The sequence below is a fragment of the Flavobacterium undicola genome, from assembly GCF_009909155.2.
In the GTDB taxonomy this organism is placed as follows: Bacteria; Bacteroidota; Bacteroidia; order Flavobacteriales; family Flavobacteriaceae; genus Flavobacterium; species Flavobacterium undicola.
This window is the reverse complement of record NZ_JAAAPM020000002.1, coordinates 226,369-252,318: the sequence shown is the minus strand read 5'-3', so window position 1 is coordinate 252,318 and position 25,950 is coordinate 226,369. Positions and strand designations below refer to the sequence as shown.

Below are 25,950 nucleotides of genomic sequence, written 5' to 3'. Positions count from 1 at the left end.
AATTTTGTTTTAGGATAAACCGTTCTCAATTTAAAACAAGTATTTTTCATAAATCCATAGAAAGAATGGTGAATGCAAAACCGATTTATCAAAAAAACATAAAACAGATATTAAGTGTATAACTCAATTAAATATTATTACTTCATTAGTCTGCCCCCGATATTACCTGCAACTGCTCCTGTACCAGCTCCTACAATATTTCCTGTTTTTGTGGTGGTTTGGTTTACATTTCGCATGAAATTACCTGCTCCCCCAGCCTGTATAATCCAACCCGTTACCGTAGGAATTGTAAAATATCCAATGATGCCAATAATCATAAAGATGATATACACAGTATTGGATGAATCAGGAATAAAAGTGGGATCTGACAAACTTTCGATATCCTTCTGTAGTATTAAAGATTGTATCTTGGACAACATAGCACTAAAAAGATCAGCTACCGGAAGCCAGAGATAGACACTGATGTATCGGGTAAGCCATTGTGTTAGTGTGGACTGAAATCCATCCCAGACAGAAATGGCAAAAGCTATCGGTCCTAATATGGACAATATAATCAGGAAGAAAGTCCGTATCGTATCAATTACCAGCGCAGCAGCTTGAAACAGTATTTCCAAAAACTCCCGAAAACCATCACGAATTTCCTTTTTGACTCCGTACATTTCTCTTTCCATGTACATTCCAGACATGGTAACTAAATCTGAAGGTGACCAACCCAGTTCATCAAGTTTCTTATCGAACTCTTCGTCCGAAACCAGATAAGCGGTTTCAGGGTTGCGAAGCATTGCTTCCCTTTCCAGTTGGTCTTTCTGCTGCTGTAAGGCATTCAAATCAAGAACTTGATTTTCTAATATACTATGTGTCCCTTTTACCACAGGGCTGAGCACTGTATTGAGAGTACCTAATACCATCGTTGGGAAAAACATAATACAAAGTCCCAAAGCAAAAGGTCTGAGTAGTGGATAGACATCTATTGGTTCTGCACTGCTAAGTGCCTGCCATACTTTTAATGCTACATAAAATAAAGCTCCCAATCCCGCCAGACTTTTAGCTACTCCCGCCATATCAGCTGATAGTGGTATCATCTCATCATATAGCGAGCGTAATACTTCATGAAGATTACTAAATTCCATGATTACCAATATTTTTGGTCAGCAGTTCCGTAAAGCTCCAATACCCTTTTGCTGTTATTGGCTTTTTTAGCTCTTAGATAGCTGACTGAAATATTTTTGTTAGTGAAATAACGAACAAGATTATGGTACTCTTTTACTTCCTTATACACACCATCGATAATATCCATACGCTCTTTATCATTCAATGACAAAGTAGAAGCATTTACAATTTGTTTAAGCTCTTTCAATAGTTCAGTACTTTCATTAAGTAAAATGGAATACCCATTAGCAATTGCTGAAAGTTCCTGTGCATTGAAATTAGGATCGTTCATCATTTTTCCAAAATTCTTTACATAAATCTCAGAAACATCACCTACAAGCAATACGGTCTGTTGTACTTTTCGGGCATCTTTTACCAGATTATTTACAGCCTTTAACTTATCATAATATTCTTTTCCCTGATTATACACTTTTTGGACTTCCTTAAAGTTGTTAATCATATTGGTCGCTGTGGTAGAAGTCTGTACAATCTGTCTCGCTGTATTGACAATACCCTGAGCCAAATTGGAAGGATCTGTTACCACCCATTGTGCTTTAATTGTTGGTGTGACAGCAAATAGTAACGCTGTATACACCATGAACATTAACTTTTTCATTGTTTTCAATTTTTAAATGATTATTATTTCTTTTCTTTTCTCTGAAGGACAATTCGTTTGATAGCCTGTTCTACATTTCCATCCAGTTCTCCGGCAAGACGCATCACTTCCAACTTTTCAGTTTCTTCTGTGGTGTAAGCCAAATATTCTTCAAGACTCACTTCTGTTGCATATACTGCCGAATGAGTACCACCTAACCCAATCCAAACTTCTTTATATAATCGTCTGGGATCGTTATTCATGTTGATGGAAAGTACCTGTGCTTTTTCTTTTTCAGTGAGACCAAGCATGGCTTGGATATCATCAAATTTGTTCATGTATTTACGCTGATCCAACAATATTTTACAATCCGAATTATTGATGATACTTTCCTTTACAATGGGTGATTGGATAATGTCATCTACTTCCTGAGTTACTACAATGGCTTCTCCAAAAAACTTCCTTACCGTTTTAAACAGGTATTTGATATATTCGGCCATTCCTTCTTTTGCAATAGCTTTCCAGGCTTCTTCAATAAGGATTAACTTCCGCACTCCTTTTAAGCGACGCATTTTATTGATAAAAACCTCCATAATGATTATGGTTACAATCGGGAAAAGGATTTTATGATCCTTGATAGCATCAATTTCAAACACAATAAATCGTTTGGAAAGTAAGTCCAGTTGCTTGTGCGAATTCAGTAGATAATCGTATTCTCCTCCTTTGTAATAAGGCTCTAATACGTTGAGAAAGTTGGCAATATCAAAGTCTTTTTCCCGTACCTGTTTTTCTTCTAATACCTTTCTATAATCAACCTTTACATATTCATAAAATCCATTGAAAGAAGGGAGTCCATCCTCTTGTTTGATACGTTCGATGTAACCATTCACAGCATTAGACAATGCCACTTCTTCTGAACGGGTTGGTGGTTCATCATCACGCTTCCATAAGGTTAATATCAAAGTTTTAATACTCTCTCTTTTCTCTATGTCAAACACACCATCATCGGTATAAAAAGGGTTAAAAGCTATAGGATTGTCTTCTGTATAAGTGAAGTAAACACCGTCTTCCCCTTTTGTTTTTCCTTTGATGAGTTCACACAATCCCTGATAAGAATTTCCTGTATCCACTAGCAGCACATGAGCACCTTGCTCATAATATTGTCTAACCATGTGATTGGTAAAGAATGACTTTCCTGAACCTGAAGGACCTAATATAAACTTGTTCCTATTCGTAATAATTCCACGCTTCATTGGTAAATCAGAAATATCCAAATGAATGGGTTTTCCTGTAAGTCGGTCAGCCATCTTAATCCCAAAAGGTGACGGAGAACTTTGATAGTTGGTTTCCTCAGTAAAAAAACACAGAGCGGGTTCTATAAAAGTATAAAAGCTTTCTTCACTCGGAAAATCTCCAGCATTCCCTGGCATTCCTGCCCAGTAGAACGTAGCTACATCTGTGGTGTTGTGCCTTGGTTTACATTCCATCAGTGCCAAAGCACTACCTGTATCATTCTTTAACTGTTTTAGTTCGGTAGGATCTTCTGACCAAGCCATTACATTAAAATGAGCCCGAATAGAAGAAAGTCCGAAAGAATGTGCTTCGTTCAAATAGCGTTCAATCCATTCCTTATTGATTTGGTTCGCTCTGCTGTAACGTGCCAATGAGTGCATATTTCTTGCTGATTTCTCAAACTTACGCAGGTTGTCTTCGCTGTTATCCAAAAAAAGATATTGGTTGTAGATGTGATTACAGCTTAACAGCAATCCTACCGGCGCAGCAAAAGACAAAAGACAATCACTTCTGTCTGTAGACAGTTTTTCATAACGAGTATTTACCGAAACCGTTCCCGGTAAATCATCTGTATCTGACAGGGTGTGCAGGCAAAGTCTTTTGTTACCAATACGCACTTCTTCTGCTCCAAGACCAATGTCTTGCATGGGAGTTCCTGCTTCCCTTGAAAGCGTTAGGTATTGTTCCAATATTCCTTGCTTGTCATCTGTTCCAACGATGTCCTCTTCACTTAATCGTTCTAGTTTTACAAAACCGCTGTCATTTACTATTCGTTCAAACTGTGTTACGGCTTCCATAAAACGATGAATAGTTTCTTTATCTCTTATTTCTTTTGGAATAAGAACACCTTTGCAAAGCGAAGAGAAATTACTCTGCATTCGCATACGCTCTTTAGTCGTTTTAGTTAGAAACAAATAGCAATAATGATTTAGAAACGGACGTTCATTAAAATGCTGTTGATAGGATTTTGCTAAAAAACTCAAATCATCCGGAGCAATATCCGGAGCGTAAGTTTCTTTGATATACCAATCCTGTTTATGTATCACCGTATAATCAGGTAAAGTCTTGATAGCCTTATGCCAAGCGGAATGAATAGCTTCATATTCCGCAGAAGCAACTGTAAAAAGCTCTGGAAGTTCTACCCGAAAACAGGCTGTGATATCCGCATCCTTTGAGATAATACAATTATTTTCTACTGCTAACAATGGAAACTTACTTTCCAGCGTAGTCGCTTTTGATTTATTCCTCATGCGTGCTTGTATTTAGTTTTGAACTTGAAATAACGCTGTACAGGCTTACGACAGATGATGTAATGTGGATGCCGTTTCTTGGCACTTATTTTCATTAATCCATATTCTCCATACTTTTTGTTCAGCGAAAAAGTCTGCCATACGATTAGTAAAGCACCACCAGCTCCTAGAAAAAGACAGCTATAGGAATTGACTCCGACCATGTACAATATCATGACTAGAATAAGAATTCCTAATAATCCTCCAGCGAAAATGAAAAGATATTGCGCCTTCAAACCTTTAAATTCTACTGTTCTCCCAATGCCTTTGTTGATGTTGTAATTACTCATCAGCCAAAAGATTAAAGGAAGAAGGAACGCAAAATGGTAGCCGACACAATCAGAAAGATACAAGCCCCAAACCAGCTCGCTGCGGTCTTGCTCGTATCAGGATCTCCACTACTGAACTTGTTATACACCTTAACACCTCCTATTAGCCCAACTACCGCTCCGATGGCGTAGATAAGTTTTGTCGCAGGATCAAAATAAGAGGTTACCATTTGAGTCGCCTCATTGATTCCTGCCGAGCCATTTCCTTGTGCGAACGCACCAATTCCTGACAGCATAGCCAAGGCTGACAGCCAAAGTTTTTTTCTTTGTTTTTCCATGATTTGAATAATTTATTTGTTCTTATTCCTGCTCGTTGCAGGATTTGATGGCAAATGTCTTATGGAAACAGGAACGTATTAATGAGTTGTCTTTAAGTGGAATTATTTGGCAGAAGAAGACTTGATGATTTATATTTTGATATAAAAAACCACTAAATTTAAGCAAACAAACAGTTATATATCGCAAATCGCAATATGCGATATATGTTTTCAAAAAATTGGTTACTAGATAATTAATTATTAATATTGCATATCGCAATATGCAATATCAAAATGAAACAAACAACAAACAATCTCAAACCACAAGACATAGTGATCTTATTAAAAATCATTGCATTAGGTGAAAAACCCTGGTTTCATCATACTATTGCTGAGGAATTAGGCATGAGTCAATCTGAAGTAAGCCAGTCTTTAAATCGTTCCAAATATGCAGGCCTAATTGATGATGCCAGAAAAAAAGTAAACAAAATTGCTTTTAACGAATTTTTAATTCATGGTGTAGGCTATGTTTTTCCACAACAACCAGGAGCAATCGTTAGAGGCGTTTTAACAGCTCATTCGGCTGAACCTTTAAATAAAATCATTCAGGCAACTGACAACTATGTTTGGCCTTATGCAAAAGGATTAGACCGTGGCCAGGCAATAGAACCTTTATACCCTACTCTTGTAGCAGCTTCATTAAAAGACAAGGATTTATACGAATTATTAACTTTAGTCGATGCTATTAGAGTGGGAAGAGTAAGAGAAAAAGAAATGGCAAAACGCGAATTAGAAAAAAGAATACTGAATGTATAATAAAATAATCAATCTGGCATTAGTAGCTCAAGTTGCTAATGGTTTAAAGGAGTTAAATGAAAAAATGGTCTTCATTGGAGGAGCAGTAATTAGCTTATATACAGATGACCCGGCTGCAGAGGAAATTCGTCCCACTTCTGATATAGACATGACCATTAATTTAGCTAATTATTATGAATGGACACAAATGCAGGAACGATTAGCAGAACTTAATTTCTATCCGGATCCTCAGGGACAGTCAATATGCTCTTATCAGTTTGAAAATATTGCAATAGACATTATGCCTGCTGACGACAGTAGTATTGGAATATCAAATAAATGGTACAAGCCCGGATTCAAATACCTGCAACAAATAGAATTGCCCGAAGCAATTAAAATCAACGTATTACCATCCCCTTATTTTCTGGCTACCAAATTAGAAGCATTTAAAGACCGGGGACAAAATGACTTTTACGGAAGCCACGATTATGAAGATATCATCTATCTAATTGACAACAGAACAACAATAGTCGAAGAAATACTAACGAGTGAAGATGACGACTTGAAGCAATACATAAAGCAAGAACTTACAGCTATTAGAAACCACCCACAAGCAAACGAAATTTTAGCCATGCACATCCATCCGTTAATTAGAGAAGAACGGTTTCAAATGTTGATGGAGAAAATAGAAGAAATAACAAAATAAAAAGGCTATTACTATACGTTTGACGATTTAAAAATATAAGAATTGATTCCTACAGAACCGTTTCCCTGAGCAAACGCACCAAAAGCTGACAACATAGACATAGCACTTTTTTCTTTGTTTTTCCATGATTTATTCCTGCTCGCTCGTTACAGGATTTTTGGAACAAATTTGTCACGGAAATTATGATGTTATAAAAAAGCGGTAATAGTAAGAATTATTTTATATATAGTAGCTTTATAAGCATAAAATACTTTATATTAGTAAACTTGAAAAAGTTCAACTATTAAACTCAATTTTTAATGTATATTTCTAAAGTCAGTCTTATTAATTACCGAAATTTTGCAAATGCAAATTTTAATTTCAAAAAAGGAATTAATACCATTATAGGCGAGAATGGATCTGGAAAAACAAATGTTTTTAAGGCTATAAGATTGCTTTTGGAAGATGCTTCCTTGCAATATGCTTACAAACTTACCGAAGGAGATTTTAATAGAACTTTAGATAAGAATAAATGGAAAGGTCATTGGATTATAATAAGTATTGAGTTTGACGAACTCAATGATGAAGAAGCTATTCAATCTTTATTTATTCACGGAGCCGGAATTGCGGAAGAGGACTATGTAAAAAAAGCTAACTATAACCTTTTCTTTCGTCCCAAAGCTGATATAAGGCAAAAGCTATCTGAATTAGCCAAAGGAGATAATGCTGGATTGCAAGCTTTACTCAATGATATCACTATTAATGATAACTACGAAACTTTCTTTACAGGGAAAAGTAACGCTGACTTTAATGACCCGGCTGTATATAAAGAATTGGTCGGTGACTTTGAAAATGTTATTTTTCCTTCCACGGTAGATGCCTCAAAATTTGGGTCAAAAATCCCACATCAAATGTCAGTTGCTAAAGAAATCTCTTTTACATTCATTCAAGCTTTGCGGGATGTTGTTAGCGATTTTCATAATAACAGAACTAATCCATTATTTACACTTTTGAAAAATAAAAGTGGTGAAATTAAAGAAGCGGATTATAAGCCAATTAGTGATTTGGTTAACGATTTGAATGAAAGTATTGAAGCACTTCCCGATGTACAAAATATTAGGGATGATATTAAATCTACAATTCAAGATGCTGTTGGACTTACTTATTCTCCGTCATCCTTATCTATCAAATCCAGCGTTCCAGACGAAGCAGAAAAATTGCTTCAATCTTTAAAGCTGTTTATTGGCGAGCCTGGAGAAGAATATGAAGGTGGTATTCACGAATTGAGTTTAGGTGGAGCAAATCTAATTTTCTTAACCCTAAAGCTGTTAGAGTTTAAGTATCAAAAGTCTAAAGATGATACGTTTGCTAATTTTTTAATCATTGAAGAACCCGAAGCCCATATTCACAATCACATTCAAAAGGCTTTATTTGATAAGCTGGATTATGGAGATACGCAGATTATATATTCTACACATTCTACACAAATATCTGAAGTAAGCAACGTTGAGAACATTAATATTTTGGCTAAAAAATTAAATTATGCTGAAGTATATCAGCCCTCTACGGGATTAGGACCTGAAAATATAAATCAGATACAACGCTATTTGGATGCTGTGAGAACCAATTTGCTTTTTGCTAAAGGGGTAATTTTAGTAGAAGGAGATGCTGAAGAAATTTTAATCCCCACTATGGTTAAAAAAGTTTTTGGAGTAAGTCTAGATGAACTTGGTATTAGTCTTATAAATATTAGAAGTACAGGTTTTGAAAACGTAGCTCAACTTTTTCATAATGACCGAATACAAAGAAAATGTGCCATACTCACAGATTTAGATGATGCTATCTGTGACACTACAGAAGTTGTGGGTGATAGTGATGCATTGAAAAAGTATAAAAAGAAAGTGACCGGTTCTAAACAAAAAGGTTTGGCTAGAAAGGTGAAATTAGATGTATTTGAAGCTGGTAATATTTGGGTGAAAGCTTTTTATGCAAAACATACTTTTGAAGTAGATTTTATTACTGAAGGAAATGAATGGGAAATTAAAAAAATAATTAAACAAGTTTATGTAGATCAAGATACACGTGATACTGCAAAGGCAGATATTGAAGATGCTGACGTTTCTATTTATGGTAAACGTGTTCTCACGATGGCAAAACAAGAAGGAAAAGGTTGGTTTGCTATAATGTTAGGAAAGCATATTTCGTACAAGACTATACTTCCCAGTTATATAATTGATGCCATTTTTTTTGCTAAAGAAACGTCTCCAAATATCATTGCAGATATAATTGATTATCGAATTAAGAAAAATTTTGAGGTTGATAACACGTTGGATTTTACAAGTTGCAAAGTAGAATTGTTAAAATATAGAAATGGAGAAACCACATTAGGAGACTTAGCTTTCGACTTCGACCTTGTTATTCCTGACGATCAAATTTTAACGCTAATAGATAAATTGAAGTAGTTATGTTTATTTGGGAAAAAGACAGTATCAATAAGGAACAGGAAGATGCAATTCTCGAAAACAATAGCGTACTTCTTATTGCTTGTCCCGGTAGCGGTAAAACAAGAACTTTGACATTCAAAATTGCTTATGAGTTAAGCAGATTGAAATCAGACAAAGAGTTCGTGATTGCTATAACCTATACCAACAGAGCTTCCGATGAGATCAAGGAACGAGTTGAATTATTAGGCGTAGATACAACACAATTATGGATAGGCACTATCCATTCCTTTTGTATGGAATGGATTTTAAAACCATATCATTTGTATTCTGAAAGATTGAAAAACGGTTTTAAGGTTATCAATTCCTTTGATTCAGAAAAGATCCTGACCGAATTATGTGAGCCCTATAAAAAAGAAAAAATAACATATTATGATTGTGGCATACTTGCCAAAACAGATAATTTTTACTTAACCTGTCTGGATACAAAAAAACATAATTCTCTACAAAAAATTCTTGCAGAATATTTTAATATCCTCGAAAAAAATCGACAAATCGATTTTGAGCAAATTTTATTCTATGCTTATAAAATACTCAAATCAAAACCGGTTATAGCTAATATTCTATCCAAACTATTTCCGTTTATTTTAATTGACGAGTATCAGGACACAAAAGAAATACAGTATCACATTATATCTAAAATATTAAGCATAAACAAAGGCACTTCAAAAACATTAATTGTAGGTGATCCAAACCAATCTATTTACGATTCCCTGGGAGGATATCCGATGCCGAAAGATGAATTAGAAAAGTTATTGGGATTTGAGCTGACCCCATTAAGCCTTGACAAAAACTATAGATCATCTTCGGCTATCATCAGCTATTTTGATTATTATAAAACTTTCGAAACTCCAATTGTAGCTTTTGGCAACGGAAAAAATTATCCAAGTTCAATCACTTTCAACTCTTCCGTTTCAGTAGATGATTTAATTGAAGAATTGGCCTCAATTAATATTGTATAATATTGAAAAAGCAGGAATTAGCCCAAATGAAATATGCATTACTGCACCACAATGGGTACACATAGCTAGCATTACAAGAAAGCTTATCATTCGACTTCCAGATCTCAGTTTTGACGGACCAGGAATGGCACCGTTTTCTCGGGATATTGATAATTTTTGGTTCAAGGTTTCAAGAGTTGCATTGACAGAACCATCTCCCTTTATGTACGTAAGAAGGTTAAGATGGACTAAGGAGATATTAAATGAACTTGATTCTGCAGGAGTTGATGTTTCAAATATGACTAGCAAGAAATTTTTGAGAATTTGTAATTCTTTGGAGATTATCGAGACAGATGGATTAACTTATCTAAGGACTTTCTTTAATCAGATCTGTGAAAACCTGAAAATTGTATTACCAAATTTTCCTTTATTAGATGAACATTTCAATTCATTTTTTGCAAGTTCTGAAAGTAGAATTCAGAGGCTGATTGACGAAGGAAATCCATATATTGGTGATATTGAAAATTTCAGAAAAGTATTCCGACAGCGAGATGGAATTACTGTATCCACTATCCACGGTACCAAGGGAGAAGAATATGATACAGTTATAGGTTTTGGCTTGTTAGATGGCTATGTTCCTCACTTTAACGATAATAATGGTCTTGAAAATTCAAAAAAGCTATTGTATGTTTTAGCTTCAAGAGCAAGAAAAAATCTACATCTTATTTCGGAAAGAAATAGAAACGTGCATAAATTTTATGCTCCAGATGGAAAGGCTCCTACTTCACATTTAATTGATTACAATTTTGAATATTCAAATATTTAAGTATTCTGGATTCTTTTTTCAGCAGGTTGAATAATTCGTCCATGCATTTTATGAAAAATAACGTCTGACGTTTCTCCATAAGAGCGCACCAATTTCTGGCATTATTGTTCCTGTTACCAGGATTTTTTTTCCATAATTGAAATACATTATTTTGTTACTGTTTCCCGCACTATGCGGGTTTTTGAAACAAAGGTGTTTCAAAAATTAAGGCGTTACAGCAAAGTGGCAGTGAGAGGCAATACTTTGCTGTTAATGACAGAATTATTGTATATTAGCGAATTGATTATTCAAATAACCTGATGAAATAAGAAAATTAAAATTGCCTATGAATGACACGGAATCATTATTAACAAAACATACAGCAGGGCCACAGGCGATAGGGTTTGATTATCAATTTTATTATTTCATTTATCTATCTTTAGATCTGAGATTTGGAGAAAAAATTGGATTTGAAGTCAAAGAAGATATTCATATTGATTTGGCCGATAGTAAAACGGTTTTACTTCAAATGAAGCATTCTGTCCTACAAAATTCCGCAGGACAAATTCAAAATTTAACTTCTTTAGATTCTGACTTATGGAAAACACTTAGTAATTGGAGTGATTTTATCAAAGCAGATAAAAATAATGCAGACAATTTTTTAGATAAACACAGTTTTATTTTAGTGACGAATAAAAACCACTGGGATAATAATTTTATTCATGCGCTTGAAACTTTTAAAATAGATATGGATCTGGGTAAATTATTGGATATTCTTTCAGCACTAGAGGAAAAAACACAAGATCCTATTCTTAAAAAATATTTAAAAAATGTACGCACCCTTGGCAAGAAAAGATGTATATCTTTTTTTCAAAAATTAAGGATTGAAACGGGTATTGATAATATCATACAGAAAATAAAAAACAAAATTTTAGAAAATGTAAAGCAGCATAAATTTATTGACCCTGTTTTTGATAGTCTCTCATCAAACATGCATTTGGCAAAATTTACAGATATTAAAGACCGAAAAAAGTTTGAAATAAGCTTTGATGATTTCAATAATAGATTTGGCAAGTGTTTCCAGGTGGCATTTGTTGCAGGATCTCTGCCCCAAAGAAATTTACCGGTATTACTGCCCGAGGATTTGGAAGAGCAGATTTTTATTAAACAGCTTGTAGATATAGGAGAAGTTGTTTCAGGATCAACAGACATAAGAGATTATACAACTCAAATGCTCAAATTTCTTAATGATTTTACTTATTGGTCAGAAGAGAATTTTTTACAACCAATGGATGTTGAAAAATTTAAGCAGGATAGTATTCAAATGTGGCTGAATGAATTCAAAGTAAAATATAGAAATATTGAGCGAAGGATAAAATCTGGAGAGAAACTAAGTGATTTAGAAGAAGATGTTAAAAGCATGGGGCTAGAAATTGTAGATTATATTAAGAGACAAAATTTAACGATAGAAGGTTTTACGTCATTGGGTCTTATATCAAGCAATGGACATTATTATGTTTTATCTGATAATTTGGAAATAGGCTGGCACTTTGATTGGAAAGAAAAATACAAGAAAATATGAAGGAAGTTTACTATGTATATAATAATGAAGCTTTAGCCAGCTGTGTGTTTTTGGCAATTCTAGATAAAATTGAAAGTATTGATATCGCTCGAAGCTGTTTAATATTACCTTTTTTGTTGGATGATAAAACTGTGAGTTTCATAAAAAAATATAATATTTCAGAGAATAATTTAGAAGATCTGGTTAATATTAATCAAAGATTATTTGCATCATTCAACAAAAGATATTTATCATTATTACCTGTATCAATTAACTCGTTGATAATTTTAAAAAAAGGAGAACAATTGTATATCAATGACAATGTAATAAGAAAAAATAATAATAAAATTAATATTGATGATGAGGTTCAAGAATTAGGTGATCGATTTTCAAAATTGCTGGAGGTTATTCCAGTTTTTCTATCACTTATTGAAAATTATTCCACAAATCAACTTTACCGAATACTAAAGGTCCAATTATGAAATTCACGCTCCACGAAATAAAATTATGGTTTAATGATGATTTTTCTGAAACGAAAAGTTATAAATTCCTGCCAAACAAAGTCAATGTAATTACAGGAAATGCTACTACAGGTAAGTCTAGCTTTTGGAGCATTATTGATTATTGTCTCTTATCAGGAAAAGTAAACCTGCCTAATACTATTTATGAAAAAGCTTTATGGTTTGGTATCCGATTTACAATAAATGATAAAGAAATTTCTATTATAAGAAAAGCTCCTGAGAAAGGAGCTCCTGCCGCTGAACTTATATTTAACGAGGGGGGATTTTCGGATGATTTTGAAATTAAAACACCAATTGAAGAAGCTAAAACTTTTTTAGATAATGAATTTGGAATTACTGATGCTTTAAGATTTCCTTATGGCAATGAATTTGGTAAATCATCACTTAATATTTCATATAGACATTTCCTATTATTTAACGCTCTAACAGAAACTGTTATTGGTGCTCCTGAAACATACTTTGATACAATTTTCTTCGGTAAAGAAGAATATGAAAATGCACTTAGCCATATTTTTGATTTGGTCATAGGTGTAAATGATTTGGAAAACATAAAAGCGCTTGAACGTCTTAAGGAAATTGAAAATGAGTTAAAAAAAATTCAGACTCAAAATAAAAGTAATGATACCAAAGAGAAAAACTTTGGTGTTAATGTAAATAAGCTCTTGGATAAATGCAAAGAATACAATTTTATTGAATTTGACTTTTATAATGAAACTACTCAAGAAGCGTTAGTTGCAATTCAGGATGTAATTGAAAACACAAAACAAAAAGCATCTAATTCTAACTTGTTTTTAGAATTAGATATTCTAAACAAAGATCGTAATAGAATACAGGGACAGATAAATGCTGTAAGTCAGTATCAAAGGGAATATGATCTATACAGAAAAAACTTAAATAAATCAGCAGACAGCTTGCTGCCTATAGAATTTCTTAATAAAAATCTATCTGACCAGCTCGTAAACTCTTATGAGACCAAACTTTTTCTCGATTCCCTTCAAGTATCTTTATATAATATCAAAAGTTCGCTTACAAAAAAAGTTACTGAACCTGTAAAAGTAGATGGTGATGTTAAGGAATTAAAAGATCAGTTAAAGTCTATAACTGATAAAATTGAGAGCTTAATTAAAATTCAAAAAAACTACCTGGCAGAAGGGCAAAAATTCATTGTATTAGGTGAAATAAAAAATGCGTTCGAACAATTGATTAAGCGTGAAGTTGCTAAACCAATTGACCCTGTTAAACTACATAGACTCAGTGAAGAGAAAGAGAGACTTTCTAAGGTACCTGGAGAAACTTCACAGATAAAATATACTATGCGGACATTTTTAAATGAATCTATACAGCGTAATTTTGATCTTTTAAAATCGTTACCTGCATATAAGGATAGTAAATTGGATTTCAATACCGAGAAAATGATTTTACAACTTATTCCTAAAGGGCAGCTGTTTCCTTTAGATAATGTTGGAAGTAAATCTAATTATATGTTTATGCACTTATGTGTTTATTTAGGACTGCATGAACACATGATTAATATAGAGCAGGTTCACGTTCCTCAATTTTTATTTATTGATCAGCCAAGTATTCCTTATTATGCTAATGATAATGAAAAAGGGAATGATGATAAAACAAAGCTTCTTGACGCTTTTACATTACTAAATTCTTTTATTGAATATATAAATCAAACAAAAAAACAGCCTTTCCAAATTTTTATGGTTGAACACGCGTCTAAGGATTATTGGCTTGATAACAATTTATCATATTTTCATACAGTAGATGAATTTAATGATGGTAAGGGACTAATTCCTCATAATATTTACAACAATTAATTTATGCACAATATAGCTCTGGGAAAAATAGATAAGCTAATCATCCACTATATAGGTAACAAAAACAGTGGTGATGGAGTAAGATTTGCAGATGAATTGACCGATTTTAGCAAAGTAGAAGAACGTTTAAATCACCTGCTAATTTCAAATTTCAAAGCAGAAGAATTACATCATTTCTATTTTGATCCAAATTTAGATCTTAATCCAGTTTATACGTTTGTAAGTTCCTTTTTTAGCGATGAACAATCATTTATAGATGAATCAAAAAATATAGGAAGATATCTATATGATAAAAGTACTCACCCCAATATAAAAGGTGGAGAATTATGTGTTTTGCATATAAAAGACTGTCAGCTAAACGATGAAATTGTTGACTGTTTTGCATTGTTTAAATCTGAAAACAAAGATACAATTCTCAAGGTTAATAGTACAAATAAAGGTTTTGACTTAACTGATATTACCGGTTTAAATATTAATAAACTTGACAAGGGGTGCCTGATTTTTAACACTGAAAAAGAAGATGGCTTTATTGTTTCTATTATTGATAATACGAATAAAGGTACTGAAGCACAATACTGGAAAGATGATTTCTTAAGTGTTCGACCTAAAAAAGACGACTTCCATCAAACAAATCAATTTTTAGGTATCGCAAAACAATTCGTGACAACAAAAATTTCTGATGATTTTGATATAAGCAAAACTGATAAGATAGATTTTTTGAATCGTTCAGTCGATTACTTTAAAAAACACGAAACTTTTAATAAATCTGAATTTGAAGAAGAAGTATTTGGAGATAATAATTTAATTGAATCTTTTAGAAAATTTGACAACAGCTTTAGGGAAGATAATGAATTAGACTTAAAAGATAATTTTCAAATATCGTCTCAGGCAGTTAAAAAACAATCCAGAGTCTTTAAAAGTGTTTTAAAACTCGATCGAAACTTCCATGTTTATATTCATGGAAATAAAAATTTAATAGAAAAAGGCGTCGAAAATGATGGTCGAAAATATTATAAAATTTATTTCGAAGAAGAAACTTAGAATTTATGGCTAACATTAAACATCCAATATTTGAGGCACATATTTTAGAAGGATTATGTAGAACAATCGGTGATACAGCAACAGGTTTATCTGGAACAGAAATTGGTCAGATTTTATTAAACTCAAACATACCTGATATTGATCCACAAAATACTAAGTGGAAAAGATTGTATATTGCATTTGCGGAGTGGCAAAATAGACATCAGTGTTCAAATCATATTCTAAGGTTCATTCAAGATGCATTACAACCTGTTAGATATATTGGAAAGGAAGAAATTTTCCATGATAGAAGATTAGAAATTAATAAAAGATTATCTTTTATTGGAACAGAACTTACCGAAACAGGAAAATATAAAGAAATAGTAAAAGCTACGACGATTGCAGAAGCAGAGCAAAGAGCAAATCGTTTAAAGCATAAGTTGGAAAATAGAAACATACATACAACAATATTTGAGTATTGCAAAGCTGAACTGTTAGTAGAGAACTATTTTCATTCAGTTTTTGAGGCCACAAAGAGCATAGCTGATAGACTGCGTGAAATGACAGGGCTTTTTGCAGATGGTAATGCTCTGGTAGAAACTGCTTTTTCAACCAGTAATCCCATGGTTCGAATTAACTATTTAAAAAACGATACTGATAGAAGCGAACACATTGGACTTTGTAATCTTATAAAAGGTATTTTCGGTTTAATAAGAAATCCAACAGCACACGAACCTAAAATAAGGTTTGAGATTACGGAAGATGAAGCACTTGATATTTTAAACGCAATATCATTTATTCATAAGCGACTTGATAAAGCTATCTGATTTATTGCAAAGTTCACACAAACTCCCCAATATCAAAATCCTCGAAATCATTTTTCCGCAAAATGGAAGAACCAGTTTCTCTTTCAGAAGAAAGGCTACTATCTAATAGCTCGGCTATTTTACGTGAAGCACTTTCCATAGAATTCTCCAGTAGGTTGAATAATTCGGTTCCTTGTATTTTCTGAACTATAGCAATTGCTTTTTCCTTTTGAGAAGGGTCCAAATTTTCTTTTTGCAGCAGCGTCCCCACGGAGCTTAGTTCTTCAAAGGTAACGCCTTGGGCAAAACCGTTATCACCATCTGATATTCCATAACTATTCCATTCTTCTGCCTCGTCCTCAAAATCAGGTATATTTCTGAAAACTTCGTCCAGCTCTTCCTGCGGAATTTGCTTATCAATATCTTGATCATCAATTTCAATCTCAAAATTATCCGTTTTATCTTCCTGCTTTTTCTTTTGACTTTGATTGGCATGGTTTGACAGCGTAAAGCTTCTTAGTGTTTTGGGCTGCCCCATGATATCGGGCAAGTTTGGATTGTTTTTTTCCTGCGTTAGCTTTTGCGCCTTCCCTATCTTGATAACAATCTTATCCTGCAAAAGCAGAGCAATTACAATCAGTAAACATATCACAATTACTATTTCCATGGCTTATAAAATAGGTTTGTATTTATCATTAAAACTCTTGGTTATCTGCTCACCAAATTCCTGAAAATGGTAGCTCAACAAATTATCTAAATAAGCATAAATAGTGATTTTGTCTTCGCCAATCACCTGAACAATGCGAGACAGTTTTTCGTGAAAATCGGGTCGGATATACACCGTTTTTCCATCACGGGCATTGGTGTCTTGTCTTTTAAAAAAAATACCTTCATAATCCGGTTCATTTATCTTTTTGGTTCTAGTCTTTTCTTTAATTTCTGATTTCTCAGGGGGCAATTCTTTAGGCTTAAGAACCTCCTTTTGTGTTTCTTCAGTAAGTTCAGTTGGAAGCTGTAAGCCATCCTTTTTTATCCCATCTACCATCAGGTTCATCATCAACTCCTCGTTAATTTCAGGAGTGGTTTTTCTCTTATTATCTTTCCCCATAAACTATAATTGAATGATTTTTAAAAATTCGTTTACAAATACATCTAGCTGGCAGGCCTTCATCAAACGTTCATCTGGAGGCATAACTGTAGAACGAAATACAGTTTTGCTATTCTCTTCACTTTCTTTGCGAAAACGGGTACTATTCTTGATTTCGCTTTGCATCAGACTTAATCCCAATTGTTCAATAAGTTGGTTATAAATGTCGTATAAGGGAGTGCTTTCCCTGCCATCCACTTGATTCCAAAATAAATTAATGGTTTCTATAGAAGTTGCTCCTTTTTTCATAATCACATCCTGCAAAAGCTGTGTAAATACAAGCGTACTCTCCATTACCAAACGATCTGCTGTAATAGGTGTAAAAATGTGGTGCATTCCTGCTAATGCTTTCAATATACCGGGAGTGTTTACCGTTCCTGGAAGGTCGAAGAATATAACATCAATAGGTACTGAAGAACTATTCAAAAATTCGTGAGCGGCATCCAATACACTTTCCGCTTTGTGCTGCATAATGGGATAGGCTTTTTTGTTAATGGTGGTAAATTGTTTGTACGCTAATTTTTTCAAATGCTCATTTTCCATTACCATCGCCAGATCACGGGATTTCATTTTCATTAAACTGTGTTGTGGAAAATCGGCATCAAATACAGCGACATTATAGCCCAATCGATAGTGCATCGTACTAGCAATAAGTGTTGTGAATGTACTTTTTCCGACACCACCTTTTTGAGAAGAAAAGGCGATAAATACTATTTTGTGTTTTGCATTCATAATTTCAACTGTTTTAATTATTTATATATTCAATTACTTATTTATGTATTTCCACAATTATCTACACACTTCGGCATCTAAGTTTATCTCTATGTACAGAATTACATAGTCAGACAAGCAGATACCAAACTGTATACCTATCCAAATAGGTCTTCATTACTGTATGTAGATAAGTAGATGTTTATGAACTTATTTAAATTCATATAGCTGTACTTTTCTATGCTACTATCTATGCAATTATGTTGTTACCTCCATACCTACTTATGTCCTTATATCTATTTATAAGTACAAAGAAATACAGCTATGTATTTGCTTTAATTCTCTTGGTAGTAATTGGCATTTACTGGCAATATTTGGCAACCCTTAACAACATAAAAATCTCGCTATCAATTATTTACTTTACAAAAACACTAATCAGATAAATTAATGGAAAGATCAAATGAATATTCGGACAGCAACTGGAACGGCGTTAAGCCGTTTTTCCCTGCTTTATTGAATCCGTCCCGAAGGGCGGATTATCTGTTCGCCAGAACAGAGCAAGTTGTGTTTTGAGGCACTCGAAATGAATTCCGTGCCTCAAAACAACTTGCCCTTGCAGGGGCTAAAAACACTCTCCGAAGTCGGTGTTTTCTAAAATTTATAACTGGATTTATGATGGATGGACAACAAAACAACAAACAGCACAAAGGTGACAGGAATCTCAAAAAGAATCCGAGCATCCACCGCTATGTTTTTCGTTTAACAGACGAAGAAAACGCTAAATTTCTTTCACTGTTTGAAGCCTCTGGAGCGGATAACAAAGCTCGTTTTATTACTTCCATCCTATTTGAAAAACAAATAAAAACAGTAAAAATTGATATAGCTGCCATGGATTACTATATGCGATTAACCACTTTGTATAGTCAATTTCGTGCTGTTGGCGTTAATTACAATCAGATTGTGAAGATATTGTACCGTAATTTTTCCGAAAAAAAAGCAGCAGCTTATCTGTTTAAATTAGAAAAACAAACAGCAGAATTAGCAAAATTATGTCAGGAGATTATAAAATTGACCGAAGAATTCGAAGCAAAACATTTGATTAAAAATGAAGAAAAATGATAGCAAAGATTGGTCGTGGAGCAAATATTATTGGAGCACTTTCTTATAATCAGCTCAAGGTTGATCAGGAAAACGGAGAAATATTGACAACCCATAGAATAAGGGAAACAGTCAACGGAAGTTATACTATTGTACAATTGTATCAATCTTTTGAACCTTATCTAATTGCAAATAAACGAACTGAAAAACCTGTATTACATATTTCTCTAAACCCTGATCCGAGAGACAAAGTAAGTGATGAAGATTTCAAGCAAATAGCAAAAGATTATATGGAACGTATGGGTTATGGAGATCAGCCGTATGTAGTTTTTAAACATACCGATATTGAACGAACTCACATTCATATTGTATCGACCTGTGTAGATCGTAACGGTAAAAAACTTCCTGATAACTATGAAAAATTACGTTCCATGGATACCTGTCGTATATTGGAACAAGAATACAAACTAATAGCTGCAACTGAAAAAAATCGTAATCCTAAAGAAGAACTATTCAGACCGATTGACTACAAGGCAGCTAATGTAAAAAGCCAAATAGCCTCGGTAGTTCGGTATTTACCAAAATATTACCAATATCAAAGTCTAGGAACTTACAATGCTTTACTTTCCCTTTTTAACATTACCACAGAGGAAGTAAAAGGCGAATTTCACGGACAAACCAAACAAGGATTGGTCTATTTTGCTCTGAATGAGCAGGGAGAAAAAGCTAGTAATCCTTTCAAAGCATCTCGCTTTGGTAAACACGCAGGACTGGATGCTTTACAGAAACATTTCGAGCAATCGAAAGAAAAAATGAAAACAGAACCAACAAAAGAAATTCTAAAAAAGACAATAGAAATTGCAATCCACACCACTTCCAATGAAACCGAATTTAAGAAACAACTACTTGAGCAAGGTATCAATACTGTAGTTCGTAGAAATCACGAAGAACGTATTTACGGTATTTCTTTTATTGACCATGAATCCCGCAGCGTTTGGAACGGATCACAATTGGGTAAAAACCTTTCTGCTAACATTTTTAACGATTGCTGGAATGAAGAAAATACTCAAAAACGCCAAGTTGCAATACATGACAATATGAAGATTACATCTCCCGAAAGCACTAACAATACAAAACCAGAAACAGAAAAACCACATACGCTTTTTGATTTTCTTGATAAGAGTCAATCAACTCAAATTAACACTGATTTTGGTTTTATGGAAAGCTTTGGAGGTTTATTCCCAGAAACAGAAGGAGAGGATTATGAAGAACAGCAATTTGCTAATAAAATGAAGAAAAAGAAAAAAAGCAGAAGACCTGGAAACAAAAAATAAAATGTATTTGTCTAATACCTTATCGCCAAATGAATCCAATAAAAGCCAAGTACTTCTTTATTCTTCCAAGTAGATTACTTCCCTACTAAATTGAACAAAACATTTAATTTATCGAAGTATGCAAGGAGAAGACGATTTAAGAGGGTTAGCCAAAATAATGGCTTTCATGCGTGCAGTAAGTATAATTCTGGTTTTAATGCACTTTTACTGGTTTTGTTATGGCTTTTTTCTAGAACGAGGTTGGACATTGCAAGTCATCAATAAAATATTAGGTAATTTCCAAAGGACAGCTAACTTATTTTCTCATACCTTATATACCAAGATTTTTTCTTTAGTCTTATTGGCATTAAGTTGTTTGGGAACAAAAGGAGTAAAAAATGAAAAAATTACCTGGACCAAAATCTACATAGCTTTAATCATCGGTTTTATACTTTTCTTTCTAAATACATCACTATTACAATTACCTGCTGGAATTGCAACTTCTTCATATATATTGACAACATCACTAGGTTACATTGCATTAATGATGGCCGGCGTATGGATTAGCCGTTTGCTGCGAAACAATCTGATGGATGATGTGTTTAATAACGAAAATGAAAGTTTCATGCAAGAAACTAAATTGATGGAAAATGAATATTCGGTTAATCTTCCCACCAAATTTTATTACAAAGGCAAATGGAATCAGGGATGGATTAATGTTGTAAATCCGTTCAGAGCCTCCATAGTATTAGGTACACCTGGATCTGGTAAGAGTTATGCCATTATAAATAATTACATCAAACAACATATTGAAAAGGGATTTTCGATGTACATCTATGATTTCAAATTTGACGATCTTTCAACCATAGCCTATAATCATTTGTTGAAACATACCGATAATTATACGGTAAAACCAAAATTCTATATCATCAATTTTGATGATCCAAGAAGAAGCCATCGTTGTAATCCCATCAACCCTAATTTCATGACTGATATATCTGATGCTTATGAATCAGCCTATACGATTATGCTGAACCTTAATCGAAGTTGGATACAAAAACAGGGAGACTTTTTTGTTGAATCTCCAATAATTCTGTTAGCCGCCATCATCTGGTTTTTGAAAATATATAATAATGGAAAATACTGTACATTTCCTCATGCTATTGAGTTACTCAATAAAAAATATATAGATGTATTTACTATCCTTACTTCTTATCCAGATCTCGAAAACTACCTATCCCCTTTTATGGATGCCTGGCAAGGCGGAGCACAAGATCAATTGCAAGGACAAATCGCTTCAGCTAAAATACCTTTGTCCAGGATGATTTCCCCTCAACTCTATTGGGTAATGACAGGCGATGATTTTTCATTGGACATCAATAATCCAAATGAACCTAAAATACTTTGTGTGGGGAATAATCCTGATAGACAAAATATCTATTCTGCTGCATTAGGTTTATACAATTCGAGAATTATAAAACTAATCAATAAAAAAGGACAATTAAAAAGTTCAGTTATTATTGATGAATTACCAACTATCTATTTTAGAGGATTAGACAACCTGATAGCCACTGCCAGAAGTAATAAGGTAGCGGTTTGTTTAGGTTTTCAGGACTATTCCCAATTAACTCGTGATTACGGTGACAAGGAAAGTAAAGTTATCCAAAATACTGTGGGCAATATCTTTAGTGGCCAGGTTGTAGGAGAAACAGCGAAAAGTTTATCAGAACGCTTTGGAAAAGTACTTCAGAAACGACAAAGTATGACCGTTAATCGAAACGATAAATCAACCTCCATATCGACACAACTGGACAGCCTAATACCAGCATCAAAAATTTCCACACTTACACAAGGAATGTTTGTAGGAGCTATTTCAGACAATTTTGATGAACGCATTGAACAAAAAATATTCCATTCCGAAATTGTCGTGGATAATGAAAATGTAGCTGCAGAAACCAAGGCTTATAAAAAGATACCGGAGATTTTATCTTTCGTTAATAAAAATGGAGAAAATAAAATGAAAACCGAAATTGAAGCCAATTACAGACAAGTAAAACTGGATATCGTTCTAATTATTGAAAGTGAATTGGAACGCATCAAAAACGATCCTGACTTACAGCATTTGGTGCAAAAAAGATAATCTCAAAAAAAGTAGCCAATAAGATTAAAGTTTTCCCATCACCTGAAAACCCGTTGTATCCAATACACCTGTCGAACCATCGAAATTTACCAATTTTATTGTATTTATTCGTATGTCACTTTATTGAAAAATTACGATAGGAATCAATTCTTAGATTTATAATTTACAAAATAAATTAAAAAAAAATCTTATAATACAAAAAATACTAAGACGTCAGGGCATTATATATTTCTTTTGCTACTACTGCATCATTAAGATAACCAATGATGCCATGACGGTTATCTGTTTTGTTTCTAACATGGTTAGAATTTACAATGGGAGGACTAATATTGAAATTTATTTTGTCTAAGGCATTTAAAGCGACAAAATCTCGTTCATCATAGCCATTATACCATCCCCCGGTTACAGATAAAGGCATTTTAAGAGGTGTCGATAGATGGTCTTTAATAGAGCGCAGCCCCAGAGGCGAACCGATAGTAATGTATTTTTTGATATTATGGCCTGTCAATTCCTGCAGCACATTATACCCAACTACAGATCCTAGAGAATGCCCAACAACAACTGTGGGACCTTCTGGAATTGAATCCATGATAAATTTATTTATTTGACTTTTTATTGCCTCAATTGTCAAATATACAAATACATCAAAAGTGCTTTTCTCAAGAGTGAAATTCCCAAATGGGCTGTGTGTATCCAAAGCCCTTATTATTGCCTGAATCCATTCCCAATTTAATGGACCTTTTTCTCTTGTACCAACTACTAGGTCACTTATTTTCTTATCGTCAATCTTTGCGTTGACAGCCATCTCACTTAATATTTCAAAATAGAATGAAAGCTGCTTTTCCTCAATGCTGCCTTTTGCAATAACTCCTGCAATGGAATTGGGATTTCTTATGTCTTTACTTAAGGCATCTAACAAATCACCATAAAAAGGAAATACAATATTTATATCCTGTGGAAGTTCCAAATTATTTTTTAAAAGCCCCTCTTTTAATGTATCAAGCCATTCTTTTTTTAATTCAGACGGATTTTTCCCTTGCTGGTCGCGGCCATGTATTAATATCAAATTCATATATTTAAGTCTTTAAATTTTTGTTTAATTATAGCCGATCCTTCTGCTGTAAAAGTTGTCCATAACCCAGCTACTCTATATTTAGAGATTTCAATTAAAAATGGATCATAAAATTCTGGATTAATAGTAAGATACGACCATCCCTGATTAAGCATTGGACAGAATGGTGAAGCATTCTCCAAAACCAGCTTGTCTGGTTCTGGCACAGAGAGTTCATTAAGCATTGCTACATCAAAAAGCACAGGCACAGGCTCTTCCTTCATATAGTCATATATGGACTGCACATCTTCAAATTTTCCGGCCTGACTGTAAGCGTAGGCTGCATAAAGTCCAAGACTTGGATCCAGATTCTTGTGCCTTCTCAAATAGCTCGCTGTATGAATAAGCTCATCGATGTTTTCAGAAATTCTAAATGTGCCGCCTTTTGACTTTGCAGCTATAACAGCTCTTCTTTCTTCTACATCACTATTTATTTCATTAACCCCGTTTACTGCGTTAAGACTATTCGAAGACGGGCTGTAATTAACCGTTATGACTTCATCTTTATCAAAAACAACAGTACCTATAAAACCCGGAAGTACTGCCAATGGAAGTAAACGCCCTCGTGGAAGATCCAGAAAATAGGTTTTAAGATATATTCTAATTCTAATTTGTACTGCTTCATTTTCAGAGAAAATTTGTACATCATTTTTAGAATAATGGTTTTCTACAAATGGAATTCCAACAATAGTAAATCCAGTTAAGATGTCTTTACTAGATCTGTTTAAGGCCTGCAAAATAGAGTCGAAAGCCTCCTCATCATATTTTTTTGGCACAGAATTGTCATCTACCTGTGGCTCTTTTATATCATTTTCTAATATTTCCTTATTAATTTGCTCTGTTTTAGGTATCTTGAAATCTTTATTTAAACCTTCAAAATTCCAAAAATCACCATCTAACCACTTACCATTTTTTGTCATTTGAGTAGCAGACTTATGGACTAACTCTGTTTTTGTACTTTCAAGAAGTGAAAGATAAGACGGAAGGCGTGAAGTAATTTCAGCATCCGGTTTTTGACTTAAGGTTATATTGATCTGTGCTGCAGAAATCGGTACTGCAATGAACAAATATTCCGACAATTCATAGGCTGGAATTATGGAAAATTTCGGACTGTTAAGGAGTCCTACTAACCCCACAGAATCAAAGTCATAGTCCTTAATTATTTGTGGCACTTTTCCGTTAAGCCCTTTTAAAAGCTCTCTGGTATACAGACCACAATAGTTCTTTGTGGCTTCATCTGCAGTCACTTCAAAAGCAGGATCACCGGGTGCTGTGGCATATAATATGTCAACATTTACTCTTGTATTACTAATGGCTGAATTGGGGAAAATAACTGATCCCGACATCTGAGAAAGTTGAGTATTTCCGGGTGCTGAACGGCAGGCATCTGAAATAATCACCACATTGGGAATACCGCATCTACGTGAAAGAAATCTTGAAGGTTGCACATTTACTGCTGCATTACTATCTTCAGGTGCTTCTGATAATAACCATAATTCATCCATGGCACTTTTAAGAATGCCATGTCCTGAAAAATATACGATCATCTGTTCGTAAATCTTTTCATTTACAAAACCCGTAACTGCGTCCCTTATCATTTTCACTGTAACAGGGTTGTCAGTATCAATTAAAAGAGATGTGTCAAAGCCTTGAGAAACAGCCCATTTGTTAAAATCTTCCGCTCCACTCACTGCAGCTGAAAGAACAGCTAAACCACCAGTTTTGTTGACTCCAATTATTACTGCACATTTTTTCTTTTGTGGCATCATAGAATTAAAAGGAAATGGAATATTTTGAAGTGCCATACTACTTAAATAAAGTTGTTTGTATTTATCAGTGACTAACTTTTTTTTATTGCTCAGAAATAGAATTTAATAAACAGTTTGCAAAAGCTCATGCCTAATTATATGCACACAACGACAATCTGTAAACAAAACCTCCATTTCTGTTGGATCAAATATAGAAAAAAAGTCATGCCAACACAAGAATTTTCGTATTTTAATAAACACAGTATATCACAGTAATTCCCCAGCACCAAATACATTTGCCCAGTTTAA

Annotated in this window: 23 protein-coding genes and 1 pseudogene; 14 read left to right on the top strand and 10 right to left on the bottom strand. The window is 33.8% G+C overall.

What is annotated here, in order from left to right; translation table 11 throughout:
- Positions 1-122, top strand: a pseudogene (locus GTZ96_RS02315) (IS1595 family transposase); the annotation flags it as partial.
- A 15-nt stretch (positions 123-137) separates the two neighbouring features.
- On the opposite strand, the gene traJ reads toward GTZ96_RS02315, so the two are convergent.
- The 5 genes from traJ to GTZ96_RS02290 are packed head-to-tail and all read right to left on the bottom strand — an operon-like array spanning position 138 to position 4,933.
- Positions 138-1,130 carry a conjugative transposon protein TraJ gene (gene traJ / locus GTZ96_RS02310; protein WP_161640971.1) on the bottom strand — a complete coding sequence of 331 codons (993 nt, stop codon included), beginning with the start codon at positions 1,128-1,130 and terminating at the stop codon, positions 138-140.
- Between the two features lie 2 nt (positions 1,131-1,132).
- On the bottom strand, positions 1,133-1,765 hold the full coding sequence (locus GTZ96_RS02305) for a DUF4141 domain-containing protein (RefSeq protein WP_161640970.1): 633 nt from the start codon (positions 1,763-1,765) through the stop codon (positions 1,133-1,135).
- A 23-nt stretch (positions 1,766-1,788) separates the two neighbouring features.
- A complete protein-coding gene (locus GTZ96_RS02300; RefSeq protein ID WP_161640969.1) occupies positions 1,789-4,287 on the bottom strand; it encodes a TraG family conjugative transposon ATPase in 2,499 nt (832 codons plus the stop codon).
- The gene (locus GTZ96_RS02295; RefSeq protein ID WP_161640968.1) at positions 4,284-4,616 is read right to left on the bottom strand and encodes a DUF4133 domain-containing protein; all 333 of its coding nucleotides are present in this window, start codon (positions 4,614-4,616) and stop codon (positions 4,284-4,286) included. The genes GTZ96_RS02300 and GTZ96_RS02295 overlap by 4 nt, the downstream gene beginning before the upstream one ends.
- Positions 4,617-4,627: 11 nt before the next feature.
- Positions 4,628-4,933 (bottom strand): DUF4134 domain-containing protein, encoded by a 306-nt coding sequence (locus GTZ96_RS02290; RefSeq protein WP_161640967.1) that lies wholly within the window; start codon positions 4,931-4,933, stop codon positions 4,628-4,630.
- A 273-nt stretch (positions 4,934-5,206) separates the two neighbouring features.
- Here GTZ96_RS02290 and GTZ96_RS02285 point away from each other — a divergent pair, with 273 nt between their 5' ends.
- From GTZ96_RS02285 to GTZ96_RS02245, 10 genes are all read left to right on the top strand, one after another.
- The gene (locus GTZ96_RS02285) at positions 5,207-5,728 is read left to right on the top strand and encodes a helix-turn-helix domain-containing protein (RefSeq protein ID WP_161640966.1); all 522 of its coding nucleotides are present in this window, start codon (positions 5,207-5,209) and stop codon (positions 5,726-5,728) included.
- Positions 5,721-6,413: a nucleotidyl transferase AbiEii/AbiGii toxin family protein gene (locus GTZ96_RS02280; protein ID WP_161640965.1), complete on the top strand. Its 693-nt coding sequence runs from the start codon at positions 5,721-5,723 to the stop codon at positions 6,411-6,413. Before GTZ96_RS02285 ends, GTZ96_RS02280 begins: the two co-directional genes overlap by 8 nt.
- 299 nt (positions 6,414-6,712) lie before the next feature.
- Positions 6,713-8,854: an ATP-dependent nuclease gene (locus GTZ96_RS02275; protein WP_161640964.1), complete on the top strand. Its 2,142-nt coding sequence runs from the start codon at positions 6,713-6,715 to the stop codon at positions 8,852-8,854.
- A gap of 2 nt (positions 8,855-8,856) precedes the next feature.
- On the top strand, positions 8,857-9,855 hold the full coding sequence (locus GTZ96_RS18220) for a UvrD-helicase domain-containing protein (protein WP_207720134.1): 999 nt from the start codon (positions 8,857-8,859) through the stop codon (positions 9,853-9,855).
- Positions 9,848-10,660, top strand: a complete 813-nt coding sequence (locus GTZ96_RS18215; protein ID WP_207720133.1) for a 3'-5' exonuclease — start codon at positions 9,848-9,850, stop codon at positions 10,658-10,660. The genes GTZ96_RS18220 and GTZ96_RS18215 overlap by 8 nt, the downstream gene beginning before the upstream one ends.
- Before the next feature lie 325 nt (positions 10,661-10,985).
- Entirely contained in the window at positions 10,986-12,221 is a 1,236-nt protein-coding gene (locus tag GTZ96_RS02265; protein ID WP_161640963.1) for an ABC-three component system protein, read from the top strand.
- Positions 12,218-12,682 (top strand): three component ABC system middle component, encoded by a 465-nt coding sequence (locus GTZ96_RS02260; protein WP_161640962.1) that lies wholly within the window; start codon positions 12,218-12,220, stop codon positions 12,680-12,682. Before GTZ96_RS02265 ends, GTZ96_RS02260 begins: the two co-directional genes overlap by 4 nt.
- A complete protein-coding gene (locus tag GTZ96_RS02255; protein WP_161640961.1) occupies positions 12,679-14,547 on the top strand; it encodes a DUF3732 domain-containing protein in 1,869 nt (622 codons plus the stop codon). Before GTZ96_RS02260 ends, GTZ96_RS02255 begins: the two co-directional genes overlap by 4 nt.
- 3 nt (positions 14,548-14,550) lie before the next feature.
- Positions 14,551-15,588 (top strand): nucleoid-associated protein, encoded by a 1,038-nt coding sequence (locus GTZ96_RS02250; RefSeq protein WP_161640960.1) that lies wholly within the window; start codon positions 14,551-14,553, stop codon positions 15,586-15,588.
- 5 nt (positions 15,589-15,593) lie between these two features.
- Entirely contained in the window at positions 15,594-16,394 is an 801-nt protein-coding gene (locus GTZ96_RS02245) for a TIGR02391 family protein (protein WP_161640959.1), read from the top strand.
- Between the two features lie 13 nt (positions 16,395-16,407).
- On the opposite strand, the gene GTZ96_RS02240 is transcribed toward GTZ96_RS02245, so the two are convergent.
- Genes GTZ96_RS02240 through GTZ96_RS02230 form a run of 3 tightly spaced genes read right to left on the bottom strand, consistent with a single transcriptional unit; the run spans position 16,408 to position 18,252 of the window.
- Complete coding sequence (locus tag GTZ96_RS02240) at positions 16,408-17,040, bottom strand: conjugal transfer protein TraD (RefSeq protein ID WP_161640958.1); 633 nt, start codon at positions 17,038-17,040, stop codon at positions 16,408-16,410.
- A 3-nt stretch (positions 17,041-17,043) separates the two neighbouring features.
- Positions 17,044-17,481, bottom strand: coding sequence for a DUF3408 domain-containing protein (locus tag GTZ96_RS02235; RefSeq protein ID WP_161640957.1), 438 nt, complete (start codon positions 17,479-17,481; stop codon positions 17,044-17,046).
- Between the two features lie 3 nt (positions 17,482-17,484).
- The gene (locus GTZ96_RS02230; protein WP_161640956.1) at positions 17,485-18,252 is read right to left on the bottom strand and encodes a ParA family protein; all 768 of its coding nucleotides are present in this window, start codon (positions 18,250-18,252) and stop codon (positions 17,485-17,487) included.
- A 654-nt stretch (positions 18,253-18,906) separates the two neighbouring features.
- Between GTZ96_RS02230 and mobA the strand changes: the two genes are divergently transcribed.
- The 3 genes from mobA (at position 18,907) to mobC (ending at position 22,782) form a co-directional block, all read left to right on the top strand.
- The gene (mobA, locus tag GTZ96_RS02225) at positions 18,907-19,350 is read left to right on the top strand and encodes a conjugal transfer protein MobA (RefSeq protein ID WP_161640982.1); all 444 of its coding nucleotides are present in this window, start codon (positions 18,907-18,909) and stop codon (positions 19,348-19,350) included.
- Positions 19,347-20,663: a conjugal transfer protein MobB gene (gene mobB, locus GTZ96_RS02220; RefSeq protein WP_161640955.1), complete on the top strand. Its 1,317-nt coding sequence runs from the start codon at positions 19,347-19,349 to the stop codon at positions 20,661-20,663. Before mobA ends, mobB begins: the two co-directional genes overlap by 4 nt.
- 118 nt (positions 20,664-20,781) lie before the next feature.
- Positions 20,782-22,782, top strand: a complete 2,001-nt coding sequence (mobC, locus tag GTZ96_RS02215; RefSeq protein WP_161640954.1) for a conjugal transfer protein MobC — start codon at positions 20,782-20,784, stop codon at positions 22,780-22,782.
- 205 nt (positions 22,783-22,987) lie between these two features.
- Here the strand turns inward: mobC and GTZ96_RS02210 are convergent, their stop codons facing one another.
- A complete protein-coding gene (locus tag GTZ96_RS02210; RefSeq protein WP_161640953.1) occupies positions 22,988-23,854 on the bottom strand; it encodes a lipase family protein in 867 nt (288 codons plus the stop codon).
- A complete protein-coding gene (locus GTZ96_RS02205) occupies positions 23,851-25,698 on the bottom strand; it encodes a caspase family protein (protein WP_161640952.1) in 1,848 nt (615 codons plus the stop codon). Before GTZ96_RS02205 ends, GTZ96_RS02210 begins: the two co-directional genes overlap by 4 nt.
- Between the last annotated feature and the right edge of the window lie 252 nt (positions 25,699-25,950).

Excerpts from the sequence above, each read along its gene's own strand:
- GTZ96_RS02305 (WP_161640970.1), bottom strand. The coding sequence starts at position 1,765 with ATGAAAAAGTTAATGTTCATGGTGTATACAGCGTTACTATTTGCTGTC.
- GTZ96_RS02280 (WP_161640965.1), top strand. The coding sequence starts at position 5,721 with ATGTATAATAAAATAATCAATCTGGCATTAGTAGCTCAAGTTGCTAAT.
- mobB (WP_161640955.1), top strand. The coding sequence starts at position 19,347 with ATGATAGCAAAGATTGGTCGTGGAGCAAATATTATTGGAGCACTTTCT.
- GTZ96_RS02260 (WP_161640962.1), top strand. The coding sequence starts at position 12,218 with ATGAAGGAAGTTTACTATGTATATAATAATGAAGCTTTAGCCAGCTGT.
- traJ (WP_161640971.1), bottom strand. The coding sequence starts at position 1,130 with ATGGAATTTAGTAATCTTCATGAAGTATTACGCTCGCTATATGATGAG.
- GTZ96_RS02250 (WP_161640960.1), top strand. The coding sequence starts at position 14,551 with ATGCACAATATAGCTCTGGGAAAAATAGATAAGCTAATCATCCACTAT.
- GTZ96_RS02235 (WP_161640957.1), bottom strand. The coding sequence starts at position 17,481 with ATGGGGAAAGATAATAAGAGAAAAACCACTCCTGAAATTAACGAGGAG.
- GTZ96_RS18220 (WP_207720134.1), top strand. The coding sequence starts at position 8,857 with ATGTTTATTTGGGAAAAAGACAGTATCAATAAGGAACAGGAAGATGCA.
- mobC (WP_161640954.1), top strand. The coding sequence starts at position 20,782 with ATGCAAGGAGAAGACGATTTAAGAGGGTTAGCCAAAATAATGGCTTTC.
- GTZ96_RS02240 (WP_161640958.1), bottom strand. The coding sequence starts at position 17,040 with ATGGAAATAGTAATTGTGATATGTTTACTGATTGTAATTGCTCTGCTT.
- GTZ96_RS02300 (WP_161640969.1), bottom strand. The coding sequence starts at position 4,287 with ATGAGGAATAAATCAAAAGCGACTACGCTGGAAAGTAAGTTTCCATTG.
- GTZ96_RS02210 (WP_161640953.1), bottom strand. The coding sequence starts at position 23,854 with ATGAATTTGATATTAATACATGGCCGCGACCAGCAAGGGAAAAATCCG.
- mobA (WP_161640982.1), top strand. The coding sequence starts at position 18,907 with ATGGATGGACAACAAAACAACAAACAGCACAAAGGTGACAGGAATCTC.
- GTZ96_RS02230 (WP_161640956.1), bottom strand. The coding sequence starts at position 18,252 with ATGAATGCAAAACACAAAATAGTATTTATCGCCTTTTCTTCTCAAAAA.
- GTZ96_RS02255 (WP_161640961.1), top strand. The coding sequence starts at position 12,679 with ATGAAATTCACGCTCCACGAAATAAAATTATGGTTTAATGATGATTTT.
- GTZ96_RS02295 (WP_161640968.1), bottom strand. The coding sequence starts at position 4,616 with ATGAGTAATTACAACATCAACAAAGGCATTGGGAGAACAGTAGAATTT.
- GTZ96_RS02245 (WP_161640959.1), top strand. The coding sequence starts at position 15,594 with ATGGCTAACATTAAACATCCAATATTTGAGGCACATATTTTAGAAGGA.
- GTZ96_RS02275 (WP_161640964.1), top strand. The coding sequence starts at position 6,713 with ATGTATATTTCTAAAGTCAGTCTTATTAATTACCGAAATTTTGCAAAT.
- GTZ96_RS02285 (WP_161640966.1), top strand. The coding sequence starts at position 5,207 with ATGAAACAAACAACAAACAATCTCAAACCACAAGACATAGTGATCTTA.
- GTZ96_RS02290 (WP_161640967.1), bottom strand. The coding sequence starts at position 4,933 with ATGGAAAAACAAAGAAAAAAACTTTGGCTGTCAGCCTTGGCTATGCTG.
- GTZ96_RS02265 (WP_161640963.1), top strand. The coding sequence starts at position 10,986 with ATGAATGACACGGAATCATTATTAACAAAACATACAGCAGGGCCACAG.
- GTZ96_RS02205 (WP_161640952.1), bottom strand. The coding sequence starts at position 25,698 with ATGGCACTTCAAAATATTCCATTTCCTTTTAATTCTATGATGCCACAA.